Origin of the sequence: uncultured Mucilaginibacter sp. (assembly GCF_937859865.1) — a bacterium.
GTDB lineage: Bacteria > Bacteroidota > Bacteroidia > Sphingobacteriales > Sphingobacteriaceae > Mucilaginibacter_A.
This window is the reverse complement of record NZ_CALMAT010000076.1, coordinates 1-14,338: the sequence shown is the minus strand read 5'-3', so window position 1 is coordinate 14,338 and position 14,338 is coordinate 1. Positions and strand designations below refer to the sequence as shown.

Below are 14,338 nucleotides of genomic sequence, written 5' to 3'. Positions count from 1 at the left end.
TTGTGCAATTTACTTGCTGTGTATAAAACCATACCGGTAAACCACAACCGTATCGGTTTTTTTATAATAAGTGTTTTCGTTTCCGTAAACGTAAACATCGCCGGCATCAAAAATTAAAGAATACTGGCCAAGGTTGATGAAGTGCGCCGGGTTTTGTATGCCTTTTGAGTTTTTGGTGATGCTTTGATCGGTATTCAAAAACAACATGTCCGGGCTAAAACTCCAGTTGCCGTTAAGGTTTCCGGTTTTGCAATTGTAGTTGGTAAAAGTAAAAGTATTGTCTTTGCGAAAAGTCAGTTTTTGGTCTAAGGCACAACCGATGTTGACTGTGTCCGTTTTGATCAATGCCTGGTTAACATATTTAAAACGCTGCGTTAAAGCCAGGTTCCACGTGCTTTGCGTCAAAAACGAACTGACCGAACTTTGATTGTCTTTTTTGCAGGAATAAAAAGCACAACAAGACATCAGCAAAAAAAATACCGGTAAAAGAAGCTTCGGATGTTGGTTCATAAACAGCATCAAAAGTAACAAATCTGCTTTTAAAACAACAGCGGTTTAAAAGCTGCATTTCGGGCAATGCTTCTTTTAACCCGCCAAAATCTCCCTGAACTTTTTTTGCAGGATGGGTTTAACGATCAATTCTTTGATGTGCGGGTTTTTTTCGGCGCGCTTGCTGTCTTCCTCCCAAATGGAAGAAGTAACCAGATAAATGCTGATGTTTTTGTTGAGTTGCGTTGCAATCGGTGCAAAGTTTTCCATAAAAGCCCAGCCGTTCATCACCGGCATGTTCAAATCCAGCAATAAAATATCCGGCAAGGCCGGTGCTTCTTTTACCCGTATAAAATCTAGGACTTCTTTTCCGTTCTCAAAAAATAAAACCGGATTAAGGATTTTCCAGCTTGTAAACAAATTTTTTAAGGCTTGGATATAAATCGGGTCATCATCAACAACAGCAATGGTTTTAAGGTTCGGCATTGATTTTAGGCAGATAAAAGAAGTATGTCGGTTTAAATTTTAGTCAGCGTATTAAGGTAGCCAACAGTTTGGTTAAGGTTTTGGCTGATGGTTTTGATGCTGCCGATCAACTCCTGCATATCGCCGCAAACGGTTTTTTGCTGAACAGATTCAATCACCATTTGCAGGTTTGCCGTATGCGAACGCAGGTTGTGCGAAACAATTCGGGCAAAATTGTCCAGCACCATTTGTTGTGCTTCCGTTTCTTCGGCTGCAATTTGCAAAGGGTTTGATTGGTTTTCCGCTGGTGTTTCCGTTTCCAAAGCCCCTTTTATGGCGATACATTTTCCGTAATCATCATAAACCGGAAAACCGGTGGTGCAAACCAAAATCACTTTATCATGGACCGTAAGCGAAGGCAGTTGCAGTTGGAAAGGAGTTCCCTGATGAATGGCGCGGCTAAAAGCGGTGCGGATGTTTTGTTCCGGCCCGAAATACTGCATCAGTTGCGCTAAAGTTGGCGTGTACGGTTTTTGGAGGCCGAGCAACTGGCACATCCCGTCCGACCAATGCAGCAGGCCGGTGTACAAATCGAGTTCCCAAAAACAGTTTTCGTTTAAACTGGCTGTGTTGGAAATCCCCTGATCATTTGTTTTCAATTTTTTCGGTTTACTGCTGCCTTGCCATAATTGCGCCAATTGATTTTTGCAGCAAGCTGAAGCAATAATGAAACAAAAAGGCCCGGACGATTGAGGAAAACCTTCCGCAATCATCCGGGCCTTTTCCCCAAATGCTTCTTTTACCGGGTAAAAATCAGTGTCTTACCTAATCGCCACAAACTTTAAACAAACTGGGTGGCTAATTGCCAATTTTTCGCCAATGCGGCTTAATTTTCCGGTCGTTTTGTTGATCTTGAAAGTATAAATATCATCGGTATTTTGATTGGCTGCCAGTAAAAAATTTCCGGTCGGGTCTATGGCAAAGTTTCGTGGCGCATTGCCAAATGTGGATTGCCGCTGAACAAAACTCAATTTCCCTGTTGCCTTGTCCACTTTGTAAACCACCAAATCGTTTGCTTCGCCGCGGTTGGAAGCGTATAAAAAGTTTTCATCCGGCGATAGATGGATATCTGCTGCCCCGTTTACGCCTTTAAAATCCGGTGTTTCCATTTCAATGTTTTGTATCGAAACCAATTTTCCGCTGGCATAATTAAAAACCCTGATCTTCGCGCTTATTTCTTGCGCCAGATAAGCATGTTTCGCATTTTTAGTAAATACCAAATGCCTTGGCCCGCTGGCCGGGTCAACCGTAACCGTAGCTTGTGCCGCAGGTTTTAAAGGCCGTTTGGCGTTTGGTTGATACGTGTACTCGTAAACTTTATCCGTGCCCAAATCATCGGAAATTAAATACTTTTCATCCGGAGAAAGGACTACAGCGTGAACATGCGGGGTTTTCTGGCGCGTGGCATCAACACTGCCTCCTGTATGCTGGATGGTTTGTAAACTATCGGCAATGCCGCCATCAGCTTTCAAACGATAAGCAGTCAAATTTCCACTGGAATAATTGGCCACAAACAAGTTCTTGTTATTTTTATCCACACTTACATAACATGGATCAGTTCCGTAAGACGGTAACGCATTGATAAAAGTAAGCTTGCCGGTATGGTCATCAAATTTAAAAGCACTTACGCTGTCGCCTTTCGGGTTGTGGCTTTCGTTCACCGCGTAAACAAACTTTTTGTTGGCAGAAACAGCAAGGTACGACGGATCTTTTACGCCTTCTGCAACCTGTTCCAAAGCAACTTTGCCGGTTTCCGTATCAAACTTGTAAACATAAATGCCTTTGCTGGTGCCGTTGGTATAAGTGCCAATAAGCAAATGGTAATAGCGTGGGCCTTGCTTCTTTTGTGCCTGCAAAAAAAGCGGCATTAACAAAGCAAGCATTAAGGCAAATAAAGGCGTTGTTGGTTTTGGTTTCATGTTGAAAATAAAAGGTTGATAGCCAAACATACATAAAAAAAGCCGCTTTGGTTTGAACAGAAGCGGCTGGTATTTTTATTTGATGAGGTGTTTTAGCTGAATGATTTCTTTTTCTTCCAAGTAACGCCAGCGGCCGCGGGTCAAATCTTTTTTGGTGAGGTTGCCATAAATCACACGGTCCAGCTTCACAATCTCGTAGCCCAAATGCTCAAAAATACGACGCACAATACGGTTTTTTCCGCTGTGTATCTGGATGCCCACTTCGCGTTTGCTACCGCCGGTTACATAACTTACAGTATCAGGTTTGATCAAACCGTCTTCCAGTTCCAAACCAAAAGCGATCTTGTTCAGGTCGCCTTGCGTTAAGCTTTTGTCTAACTCAACATTATAAATTTTGGTGATGCTGTTGCGCGGGTGCGACAATTTATCGGCCAGTTCGCCGTCATTGGTCATCAGCAAAAGTCCGGTCGTGTTCCGGTCCAAGCGGCCAACCGGATAAATGCGTTCGCGGCTTGCTTTTTCCACCAGGTGCATTACCGTTCTTCGTTCCTGCGGATCATCCGTTGTGGTAATATAATCTTTTGGTTTGTTCAGCAGCACATAAACATTTTTTTCGCGCTTTAACGTTTCGCCGTTGTAACGGATTACGTCTTTTATCGGGTCAATTTTAGCGCCCAGTTCTGATACCACTTCACCGTTTACCGAAACCACGCCGGCTTCAATCAATTCATCCGCTTTCCGTCGGGAACAAATGCCCGCGTTGGCGATGTAACGGTTCAAACGGATCAACCCATTATCTTTATTATTGCTGCTCCTGCTTCCTTCGGCCGGTTTGTTGCGCGAACGCATGATTTTTTTATCATCGGCCCCGCCGATGGCACTGTCATTTCTTACGTAACGTTTTTCTTTTCCTGCAAAATCTTTTTGATATGGCCTGCCGTCAGAATTACTGCTTTTGTACGGCCGGTCTCCTGGTCTTCCTTCGTTAAAACCTTCTGCATTCCTGCTTTTAAAAGGTTTGTCGCCGCGCGGCGCAAAAGAAGGTTTTGATGAAGAAAAACTGCGCTTTTCAAACGGTTTGCCTTCGGTATTGCTTTTGCGGAAAGGTTTGTCTTCTGCTGATTTTTTGCCAGTAAAAGAAGCATTGCCTTCGCTGCGGCTTTTAAAGCGGTTGTTTTCTTCGGCTGGACGGCCAAAGCGTTTTTCGGACGGTGCTTCTTTTACGCCAAAAGATTTTTGCGGTGCGCCAAAAGCCGATGGTTTTTTTCGGAAACTGCCTTCTGTTGCCGGTCTTTCATTTTTTGCCGAAGATGAAAAGCCACCGCTTGTGCGTGTCCTTTTGCTCGATCCGGCGGATTTGTCATCACGACTGTTCCCTTGTTTTTTGTAAGCCATTTGTTGTTGATTATCCGGTTTTTTACCGGGCAACAAAGGTAGCTTATTCAGCCTGTTCCGGCAAATCAATCGGTTTTGTTACAGGTATTTATCGGTGGTTTTGAAGCCATATTTTCCGCTATAATTACAGCGAATTTTGGAGGCTGTTTTGTAAGTGTTTGACAATCTGAATTATATCTCTATCTTTGCCGGCGTTAACCCGTATTTTATAACTAAAACCAAAAAGAATGATGTACAAAAAACACTTAATTACGTGCTCCGTAATCGTGGTGCTGTTTGTCATGTCAAAGTTGTTTATCTACAGTACAACGCTAAAAAAAACAGTAGCAAAAGCAGAACCAAAAGGCGACAATGATGTAGTTGCTGCCGATGTTTCCGAAGCTTCGAATGGATTAAATTTTGCCAATGAGGCCGTACCGGTGAAAGATCCGAAAGTGGCCGTAAAATTGAAACATTCGCTAAAAGAACACAGCTTTAAAAAGCTTCAAACCAACCTGCTGCATTTCCGCGCAGCAAAACTATTTAAAGTAATCGAGCCAATCCTGAAAGTGTACGGCATCCCGGATGATTTTAAATACATCCCGGTGGTAGAATCGAGCCTGGAACAAGGCGTTTCGCCAAAAGGCGCAAAAGGTTTATGGCAGTTTATGCCCGGCACGGCGCGTACTTATGGTTTGAAAGTGAGTTCTTCCAAAGATGAACGCCTAAACCTCAAAAAATCTACGGTAGCTGCTTGTATTTACTTACGCGAACTGTATGACGAGTTTCATAACTGGACGCTGGTTGCCGCCGCTTACAACACCGGTTCGATTAAGCTGGCCAAGCAAATGCGCGTGCAAAAAAAGCGGAATTATTTTCGGATGCACTTAAACCACGAAACCGGCCATTACATTTATGATTTGGTTGCCGTAAAGCAAATCATCACCAGGCCGAACGAGTACGGATACAAATACACTGATCCGGACTACGTCGCATTCAATTAAAAAACCCACAAGGAGCACAAAGCAAAAAAGGCTGTCCCCAAAAAAAGGGACGGCCTTTTTTGCTTATTTTTGCAGCCGTTAAACAAAAATTTATTAAGGCAAAATTTGTTATGGTTTTCGAATGCTTCTTTTAGCACTATAAATTTTGGGTGGTAAAAGAAGCATCTGTTTCATCAAACAAGGTTCGCAAAAAGCTTTTAATAAAATCAATTTCTAAAATTAAACATGGCTGAAAAAACGATTGATCTGGGCGAGCAAAGTGAGGTGGAAGTTTACGGTGCCCGGGTACATAATCTAAAAAATATTGATATTTCTTTTCCGCGCAACCAACTCGTTGTGATTACCGGATTGAGCGGCAGCGGCAAATCTTCCTTAGCTTTTGATACGATTTATGCCGAAGGACAACGCCGTTATATGGAAACCTTTTCCGCTTATTCGCGCCAGTTTATGGGCGGCATGGAGCGGCCGGATGTAGATAAAGTTTCGGGTTTAAGCCCAGTTATCGCCATCGAACAAAAAACCACCAGCAAAAACCCACGCTCTACCGTTGGCACCATTACCGAGATTTACGATTTTATGCGTTTGCTTTTTGCCCGTACCGGCGATGCGTATTCGTATGTTACCGGCGAAAAGATGGAGCGTTTATCGGAAGACCAGATTTACAAAACTATTTTCGAGCGTTACAACGGCCAGCCGATCAACATTTTAGCGCCGGTTATCAAAGCAAGAAAAGGCCATTACCGCGAACTGTTTGAGCAGATACGCAAGCAAGGTTATTTGAAAGTTTGGGTAGATGGCGCGATCCAGGACGTGGAGCCGAAAATGCAGGTAGACCGCTACAAAATCCACGATATTGATATTGTAGTTGACCGTTTAGTGATCACCGAAAAAGACGAAAAACGGCTGCATACTTCCATCCAAACGGCCTTAAAAGTAGCTAAAGGCATTATCCGCGTTGCCGATCAGCAAAACCAGGTTTCCTATTTCAGCAAGTTTTTGATGGATCCGGTTTCCGGAATTTCTTATGACGAACCTCAGCCTAACACTTTCTCGTTCAACTCGCCTTATGGCGCTTGTCCGCGCTGCGATGGTTTGGGTTACATTTCCGAAGTGGATGAGGATTCTGTTATCCCGGATAAAAAACTCAGTATTTTAAACGGCGGTTTGGCTCCGTTGGGCGAATACCGCGAAACCTGGATGTTCCAGGTTTTAAAAGCGTTGGGCAAAAAGTACGAGTTTTCTTTAGCTACGCCGATCGAAAAGCTTTCTCCCGAAATCCTGAAGATCATTTTAAACGGTTCTCCGGATATGATCACCGTTCCGGTGGAATACAATAAATACAACGTCCAGAATTACCAGATCAATTTTGACGGCATCATCAAAATGCTGGAAGAGCAGCAGGAACGCAAAACCGAAGACCAGGGCGACGATCTGGACAATTACCGAACCGTCAAGATTTGCCCGGAATGTAACGGCGCACGTTTGAAAAAAGAGTCGCTGAACTTTAAGGTTGACGGCAAAAACATTTTCGAGCTGGCCAACATGGATATTGTTGCTTTGAGTGATTGGTTTGTTGGAATCGAAGGCCGTTTAAGCGAGCGGCAAAACATCATTGCCAAAGAAATTTTAAAAGAAATACGTGCCCGCATCGGCTTTTTGCTGGATGTTGGTTTAAGTTATCTAACGTTGGATCGTACGGCTCGCACACTTTCGGGCGGAGAAGCGCAGCGCATCCGTTTAGCTACGCAAATTGGTTCGCAGTTGATGAACGTGATGTATATTTTGGACGAACCCAGCATCGGTTTGCACCAGCGCGATAACGACCGTTTAATCCATGCGTTAAAAAACCTGCGCGATTTGGGCAACACTGTTTTGGTGGTGGAGCACGATAAAGAGATGATTTTGGAAGCCGATTACGTAATTGATATGGGACCGGCAGCAGGCGTTCACGGTGGAACGGTGGTGGCACAAGGCACACCGCAAGAATTGATGTTGCAGCAAACGCTAACCACTTCCTACTTAAATGGCAGCAAGGAAATTACGATCCCGGAAAAGCGGCGGGCGGGCAACGGCAAATTTGTATCGGTAAAAAAAGCATCGGGCCACAACCTTAAAAATGTTTCGGTTGATTTTCCGTTGGGAAAATTGATTGGTATTACCGGCGTTTCCGGCAGCGGCAAATCCAGTTTGATTACTGAAACTTTATATCCCATCTTAAACCATCATTTCTTCCGTGCCAAAAAACAACCTTTGGCTTACGGCAAAATTGAAGGTTTGGAACATATTGATAAAGTAATCGAGATTGACCAAACGCCAATTGGCCGCACGCCGCGCTCCAATCCGGCAACTTATACCAGCGTTTTTTCGGATATTAGAAATTTGTTTGTGGGTTTGCCCGAAGCACGAATCCGCGGTTACAAACCCGGACGTTTTTCCTTCAACGTAAAAGGCGGAAGATGTGAAACTTGTCAGGGAGCAGGTGTAAAGCTGATCGAGATGAATTTTTTGCCCGATGTGCAGGTTCCTTGCGAAGAGTGCGGCGGCAGAAGGTACAACCGCGAAACGTTGGAAGTGCGTTATCGCGGCAAATCCATCAGCGATGTTTTGGATATGAGCATTGAAGATGCTTGTGCGTTTTTCGAGCCGATTCCTTCTATCTACCGCAAAATCAAAACGTTGCAAGACGTTGGGTTGGGCTATATCACGCTTGGCCAATCTTCTACCACGCTTTCCGGAGGCGAGGCGCAGCGTGTAAAACTGGCGACAGAACTTTCCAAAAAAGATACCGGCAACACCTTTTATATTCTGGATGAACCAACAACCGGTTTGCATTTTGAAGATATCAATGTGCTGCTTGGCGTTTTAAATTTATTGGTGGATAAAGGCAACACTGTTTTGGTGATCGAACATAATTTGGACGTGATCAAAGTTGCCGACCATGTGATTGACTTAGGCCCGGAAGGCGGTTCTGGCGGCGGCAGAATTCTATATTCTGGTACGCCGGAAGGTTTGTGCAAGGTGAAGGAAAGTTTTACGGGGAAATTTTTGAAAAAAGAGATGGGTTTGGCGGTTTGATTTGGAAGAGGCGTAGCCTCGGCACATGTTGTAGCAACGGAATTTATTCCGTTGGAAAAAGCGGTTAGCATTTTTAATTTTAATGGGGCCAAAACCCATTGCTGCAAAATTTGCTTACGGCACTTAATTTATGCCGATAAAAGAAGCATCAGCTTTTTTGATAAACATTGACACGATAATTGATGTTAGCAATTTATGCTCAAACTTCTTACCGCCGCACAAATGCACGAGGCAGATGCGCAAACCATCCAAACAGAACTCATCACTTCTGTTGATCTGATGGAGCGCGCCTGTAAAGCTTTCGTTAACTTCTTTTGCAATCATTTTCCTGATAAAAACAATCGGATTGCGATTTACTGCGGAACGGGAAACAACGGCGGCGATGGTTTGGCCATTGCGCGGTTATTGAAAGCCGAACAGTACCAGCATTTGGCTGTGAAAATTGCGCGTTTTTCAGATCGTTCAACTTCGGATTTCGACACCAATTTTAATAGGCTAAAAGAAGCATCAGTTCCTTTTATCGAATTAGAAGCAGGAAATTTTCCGCAGGAAAATGCCGATATTTTGATTGATGCTTTGCTTGGCAGCGGCTTGAACAAACCGTTAAGTGGTGCTTATGCTGATCTCGTCAATCATTTAAACCAAATCAAAAAACAAGTAATTGCCGTAGATGTGCCGACTGGTTTTTTTACAGAAGGCGTGGTTGACCCAAATTCTATAGTTTTAAAAGCTGATTTGGTTATCACTTTCCAGTTGCCAAAAATTAATTTTTTGTTACCCGAATCTGCTTCTTTTATGGCTGATTTTGTGGTGCTTGATATTGGTTTGGATGAAAATTTCCTAAGCAATGCCAAAAGTAATTACTTTTTGATTGAAGAAAAAGATGTGGTAAAAACAGTATCGCCACGCAAAAAATTTCAACATAAAGGAACATTTGGCCATGCTTTGCTGATTGCCGGACAGGCAAAAACCATGGGCGCGGCTTTGCTTTGTTCTTCGGCTGCCGTTTATGTTGGCGCAGGTTTAACTACGGCTTGTATTCCGGCGCCTGGTTTAACAGCTTTGAACGCTTATATGCCTGACATTATGGCTCTTTTGAGAGAGGAAAAGCAATTGCCGGAAATTGAATGGGAAAAGTTTACGGTAATTGCCGCCGGGCCGGGATTAGGAAAAGATGCGGTGCAATTGTTGGAAGCACTGTTGTCCAATTATAAAAAAACACTTGTTTTAGATGCAGATGCTTTAAACATGCTTTCCGAAAACCCAAATTGGTGGAAACAGATCCCTGAAAACTCGATCATAACCCCGCACATGAAAGAGTTTGACCGGCTGTTTGGCGAGCACAACTCTTGGTGGCAAAGGCTGGAAACGGCCAAGCAGCAAGCGGTTGAAAAAAAGATCGTGATTGTTTTAAAGAACCAATACACCATCATTGCCACGCCCGATGGCCAGCTTTACTTCAATCCAACCGGAAACCCGGCGATGGGCACGGGCGGTATGGGCGATGTTTTGACCGGAATTATTACCGGATTGTTGGCACAAGGTTATCAACCAAAAGATGCTGCTTTTATCGGTGTTTTTTTGCACGGAAAAGCTGGTGATGAACTGGCTTTTGCCAACAACTTAGCCGTTGTTTTGCCAGAGCAGGTTGCAAAACAAATCCCCCTAACTTTAGGAAAATTAATGGCACAAAAAAACGGCTGAAAATCAATTCAGCCGTTTTAAATTAATATGTTTTCAAGCTTATTTATGGGCAAGCCCCATCACCACCATTTGTTTTAAAGTTGGTTTTTCGCTGCCGCCACGTGGTTCAAGGGTTACGGCAAAGGCGGTTGCACCTTCAACAGAAGTCATTTTTTGTAAGATAGAATCTTTTTTGGTAATGTCAAAAACACCTAAACTAACCGGTTTTAACTTAGTAATGGCCCATAATTGATACTGGTGTTCAGGATCGTTGGCCGGCAAAGTAGATGCCCTTTTGTTGATCCATAATTCGTTTTTCTCCGGGTTCCAGGCTATCATCAAATTAGATTTCGGTGAAAAAGGCAAGCCTTTCAACCTGATAAAACGGCTTGTTGAATCTGAAAGAATAGATACAATATTATTGCTTTGTGATTCTAAAACAGCCAGCTTCCTTTTAGAATTTTTAAGTTCGCCGGCCTGCAAAGCCAAACGTTTCGAAAAGTTTTGGTTTTGCTGCTGCAAAGCAATCAATTGTTGTTCATTGTTGACAGTTGAGCGGACACTATCGGCACCCGGAACCAATGAATTGGCTTTATTGCTTAATTGTTGCTTGTATTGGTTGAGTTGGTTTTCCTGAAAATTAACGCGGTTTGCAAAACTTTGGTTTTGTTGCTGCAAACTGACCAATTGCTGGCGTGATTCCTGCAATTGGTTATAGGTGTTAAACAAAGCAACCAAACTCGCCAAAAACAAAGCTACACTGGCGGCAAAAGCATACTTATAAAAATTTGTTTGACGAGCGGGTTGTAACGAAACTACTTTAGTATCGGTAGTTGCCTGTTGTGAAGTAATCGGGTTTGTACGGGTATATTCTAACTGGCCTAAAATTTCCGACCTTAAATTATCGTGCGGTTCGATTGCATTTTCTACGGCAAATTGTTCCATCGTAGCCGCAATTTCGTTCAACTCTTTCTGAACTTCGGGATAATTTCGGGCCATATCTTCAACATTCAACCTTTCGGCTGAAGTAAGATCGCCCAGAACATAAAGTTCAAGTATCCCGGATTCAATATATAGTTTAATGTCTTCCACGCTAATTAAAATATTTCCTCAATTGTAATATAGCCATCCTTAAACGGGTTTTTATAGTACCCAGAGGAATACTCAACTCATCGGCTGCTTCCAAATGTGTATAGCCTTTAAAATAAACCAGGTCCAAAATTATTTTTTGTTCAGGGCGTAGCTTGTCCACCAAATCTTTAACACCCAAAAGTTCCGGTTTGTAGCTTGTGTTCCTGCTGGCATCAATAGAAGTTACGTTTAAATCAAATTCATGGTTTTTGATCTGGTTTTTAAAATCCTTTGACCTTATTTTATCAATAGAAAGGTTACGGGCGATATTGACCATCCAGGTAAACAGCCGTCCTTTATCGGGGCTGTAGGATGAAAAAGAATTCCAGATTTTTACAAAGGTTTCCTGCAACAGGTCTTCTGCAAGCTCATTGTTTTGTACAATTCGGATAATCACGCCAAACAGCGACGCTGAGTACATGTCGTATAATGCCTCGGCAGCTACTTTTTCTCGTTGCCGCAGCGCTACAATAAGTTCTTCCTCAGAAAGTGATATTTTACGCTTCTTGGTCAAGGAATCAGGTGGTTATGTAGTAGTATGAATACTAAAATTCAAATAGGTGTTTTTCTGCGTGATAAGAAGACCGCACCAACGGGCCGCTTTCCACGTACCTAAAACCCTTCTCTAACCCTATTGTTTTGTAAAACATAAATTGATCGGGATGAATCCAATCCAAAACCGGATGATGGTTTTTAGTTGGTTGCAGGTATTGCCCTAAAGTAAGGATATGCACGCCCGCTTCCAGCAAATCGTCCATCGCTTGCAAAACCTGGTCTTCCCTTTCGCCCAAACCCAGCATAATACCGGATTTTGTACGTAAACCTGCCACAGAAATACGTTTCAGACATTCTAAACTACGGTCGTATTTTGCCTGGATGCGTACTTCTTTTGTCAACTCGCGCACCGTTTCCAAATTGTGCGAAACCACTTCCGGCCGAACAGCTAAAACACGTTCTAAATTGTCCCAAATCCCACGAAAATCAGGGATCAAGGTTTCTAAAGTAGTTTCCGGGCTTTCCCTGCGGATGGCATTGATCGTTTCGGCCCAAATGGTAGAACCGCCGTCTTTCAAATCATCGCGGTCAACCGAGGTAATTACACAGTGTTTTACCTGCATCAACTTGACTGAACTGGCCACACGTTCCGGCTCGTTTAGGTCAACCGCTAAGGGCCTTCCGGTTGCAACGGCACAAAAAGAGCAAGAGCGCGTGCAAATATTCCCCAAAATCATGAAAGTGGCCGTACCTGCGCCCCAGCATTCGCCCATGTTCGGGCAATTGCCGCTTTCGCAAATGGTGTGCAGTTTGTGTGTATCTACCAAACCTCTAACGTGCGCATATTCTTTGCCAACAGGCAGCTTCACCCTTAACCAATCCGGTTTGCGCTGCGGCTGAATGGCAGGAACAACTGGTAATTCAATCATAGCACAAAACTAAATAATTATGGTTTATTAAGCGAAAATACCAAAGGGCTAAAAGGTTAATGACGGTTAACTGACGGCAATTTATTTAAAGCCTGTTTAAAGTTTTGTCCAATTTATTTTTGATGCTTCTTTTACCACCTAAAATTTGGTAAGCGTTTTGATTTTTGGTTTTATTTAGATAGCTATAAACCACCAATTTTTAGGTGGTAAAAGAAGCATTCGTTTTTACTTGTATTAATTTAAACAGGTTCTTATAATTGCCGAAATTAATTTTTTAAGATGGCAACGATAGAAACGGTTTACCAGGGAACACTAAGAACGCAAGCAACACACATACAATCAGGCACAGCAATTTTGACCGATGCGCCGGTAGATAACCAGGGAAAGGGAGAGGCATTTTCGCCGACAGATTTGCTGGCCGCAGCTTTGGGAAGCTGTATGCTGACGATCATGGGCATCGCCGCCAAACAACATCAGCTTAATATTGATAACACCACTTGTTCCATCACCAAAATTATGGCTGCCGAACCACCGAGGCGTGTTGGGGAAATTATCGTTAACCTGAAATTTCCGGAAACAAATTATACAGAAAAGGACAAGAAAATACTCGAAAAAGCAGCATTAACTTGTCCTGTTTATTTAAGCCTTCATCCCGATATTAAAAAAACGGTTGATTTCGGCTGGTAGGTGTTAGCTATCGGCTGTCAGCCATCAGCCATGAACAAACGGCTATCAACTATTGGCAATCAGCTATGCACCATTAACCATGAGCCATCAACTACATCACTTCAACTACTTCTTCGGCAGAGATGGAAGAGTGGGATTGGTCTAAAACGCATTCGCCATCTTTAATTAAAAGCAATTGAGGGGATTCGTGCTGAACGTTAAAAGTTTCGGCAACGGCTTTAGAAAGGTCGCGAAATTTTATCAGGTCGAGAAAATAAAGCGGCGTGATGCCGTCAAATAATTTCTCGTCCAGTTCAAATTTTCTTTTCGCCATCATGCTGATGGGGCAGCGGGTACTATGTTTAAAGATGATGCTGTAGCCGGTAGCAGCTTTAATATCATCAATCTGTTGCGAGGCAGTAATATTTATCCAATTCATTTGAGGGACGAAATTACAACGATACTTCTTTTATCGCCTTAAATATTTTTTTAATTGACAGTGTGCCGATGATTTAGCGGTGGTGCGTATTGCCGTAAGCCGGGCAAAGTTTTGATCCGCAAGACGACAAAGAACCGGTTAAAGCAGCGGCCAAAGCGGCCATCAGGATAAATTTTCTCATTGTGGTAGTTTGTTTTTACAATCTTTTTTTTAACTGATATACTCTCTTTATCTGCTCAAGGTTTCAGCCATTTCAGCCATTTTTATCGCTGTGATGGCTGCCTCATCGCCTTTGTTGCCGTGTTTTCCGCCTGCGCGGTCTAAAGCTTGTTGCTGGTTGTCGGTTGTTAATACACCAAAAATAACTGGCTTGGTGTATTTAATGCCCACATTGCCAATCCCGTTTGCTACGGCATTGCAAATAAAATCAAAATGCCGCGTTTCGCCCTGGATCACACAACCTAAACAAATCACGGCATCCAAATCTTTGTTTTTCAACAGCAAATCAGCCCCCGAAATCAACTCAAAACTTCCCGCAACCGGATAAGTAATGATGTTTTCTTCCTTTGCGCCATGCTTAATCAAACTTTGGTAAGCGCCATCCAACAA

Annotated in this window: 14 protein-coding genes; 4 read left to right on the top strand and 10 right to left on the bottom strand. The window is 43.1% G+C overall.

All coding sequences use genetic code 11. The features are described from left to right. Positions 1 to 9: 9 nt before the first annotated feature. The 5 genes from Q0192_RS07810 to Q0192_RS07790 all read right to left on the bottom strand — a co-directional run bounded on the left by Q0192_RS07810 (position 10) and on the right by Q0192_RS07790 (position 4,328). The gene (locus Q0192_RS07810) at positions 10 to 510 is read right to left on the bottom strand and encodes a hypothetical protein (protein ID WP_299288560.1); all 501 of its coding nucleotides are present in this window, start codon (positions 508 to 510) and stop codon (positions 10 to 12) included. Positions 511 to 585: 75 nt separating this feature from the next. Further along, positions 586 to 975: a response regulator gene (locus Q0192_RS07805; protein ID WP_299288556.1), complete on the bottom strand. Its 390-nt coding sequence runs from the start codon at positions 973 to 975 to the stop codon at positions 586 to 588. 32 nt (positions 976 to 1,007) lie between these two features. Beyond that, positions 1,008 to 1,613 (bottom strand): hypothetical protein, encoded by a 606-nt coding sequence (locus Q0192_RS07800; protein ID WP_299288553.1) that lies wholly within the window; start codon positions 1,611 to 1,613, stop codon positions 1,008 to 1,010. 162 nt (positions 1,614 to 1,775) lie between these two features. Beyond that, on the bottom strand, positions 1,776 to 2,933 hold the full coding sequence (locus Q0192_RS07795; protein ID WP_299288552.1) for a lactonase family protein: 1,158 nt from the start codon (positions 2,931 to 2,933) through the stop codon (positions 1,776 to 1,778). 75 nt (positions 2,934 to 3,008) lie between these two features. Continuing rightward, positions 3,009 to 4,328: a pseudouridine synthase gene (locus tag Q0192_RS07790; RefSeq protein WP_299288549.1), complete on the bottom strand. Its 1,320-nt coding sequence runs from the start codon at positions 4,326 to 4,328 to the stop codon at positions 3,009 to 3,011. A 227-nt stretch (positions 4,329 to 4,555) separates the two neighbouring features. On the opposite strand from Q0192_RS07790, the gene Q0192_RS07785 reads away from it, so the two are divergent. The 3 genes from Q0192_RS07785 (at position 4,556) to Q0192_RS07775 (ending at position 10,090) form a co-directional block, all read left to right on the top strand. Next, complete coding sequence (locus Q0192_RS07785) at positions 4,556 to 5,311, top strand: lytic transglycosylase domain-containing protein (RefSeq protein WP_299288546.1); 756 nt, start codon at positions 4,556 to 4,558, stop codon at positions 5,309 to 5,311. Between the two features lie 225 nt (positions 5,312 to 5,536). Then, positions 5,537 to 8,386: an excinuclease ABC subunit UvrA gene (gene uvrA / locus Q0192_RS07780; RefSeq protein ID WP_299288543.1), complete on the top strand. Its 2,850-nt coding sequence runs from the start codon at positions 5,537 to 5,539 to the stop codon at positions 8,384 to 8,386. Positions 8,387 to 8,581: 195 nt separating this feature from the next. After that, positions 8,582 to 10,090, top strand: a complete 1,509-nt coding sequence (locus Q0192_RS07775) for an NAD(P)H-hydrate dehydratase (RefSeq protein WP_299288541.1) — start codon at positions 8,582 to 8,584, stop codon at positions 10,088 to 10,090. A gap of 39 nt (positions 10,091 to 10,129) precedes the next feature. Here the strand turns inward: Q0192_RS07775 and Q0192_RS07770 are convergent, their stop codons facing one another. Genes Q0192_RS07770 through lipA form a run of 3 tightly spaced genes read right to left on the bottom strand, consistent with a single transcriptional unit; the run spans position 10,130 to position 12,624 of the window. Beyond that, on the bottom strand, positions 10,130 to 11,161 hold the full coding sequence (locus tag Q0192_RS07770) for an anti-sigma factor (protein ID WP_299288538.1): 1,032 nt from the start codon (positions 11,159 to 11,161) through the stop codon (positions 10,130 to 10,132). Position 11,162: 1 nt separating this feature from the next. Further along, a complete protein-coding gene (locus Q0192_RS07765; protein ID WP_299288536.1) occupies positions 11,163 to 11,714 on the bottom strand; it encodes a sigma-70 family RNA polymerase sigma factor in 552 nt (183 codons plus the stop codon). 31 nt (positions 11,715 to 11,745) lie between these two features. Then, positions 11,746 to 12,624 carry a lipoyl synthase gene (lipA, locus tag Q0192_RS07760; protein WP_299288533.1) on the bottom strand — a complete coding sequence of 293 codons (879 nt, stop codon included), beginning with the start codon at positions 12,622 to 12,624 and terminating at the stop codon, positions 11,746 to 11,748. Positions 12,625 to 12,903: 279 nt separating this feature from the next. Between lipA and Q0192_RS07755 the strand changes: the two genes are divergently transcribed. Next, a complete protein-coding gene (locus tag Q0192_RS07755; protein ID WP_299288530.1) occupies positions 12,904 to 13,311 on the top strand; it encodes an OsmC family protein in 408 nt (135 codons plus the stop codon). Positions 13,312 to 13,402: 91 nt separating this feature from the next. Here the strand turns inward: Q0192_RS07755 and ytxJ are convergent, their stop codons facing one another. Then, positions 13,403 to 13,729: a bacillithiol system redox-active protein YtxJ gene (ytxJ, locus tag Q0192_RS07750; protein ID WP_299288527.1), complete on the bottom strand. Its 327-nt coding sequence runs from the start codon at positions 13,727 to 13,729 to the stop codon at positions 13,403 to 13,405. A 228-nt stretch (positions 13,730 to 13,957) separates the two neighbouring features. Continuing rightward, positions 13,958 to 14,338 (bottom strand): 6,7-dimethyl-8-ribityllumazine synthase (ribH, locus tag Q0192_RS07745; protein WP_299288524.1); only part of this gene is annotated, 381 nt, incomplete at its 5' end.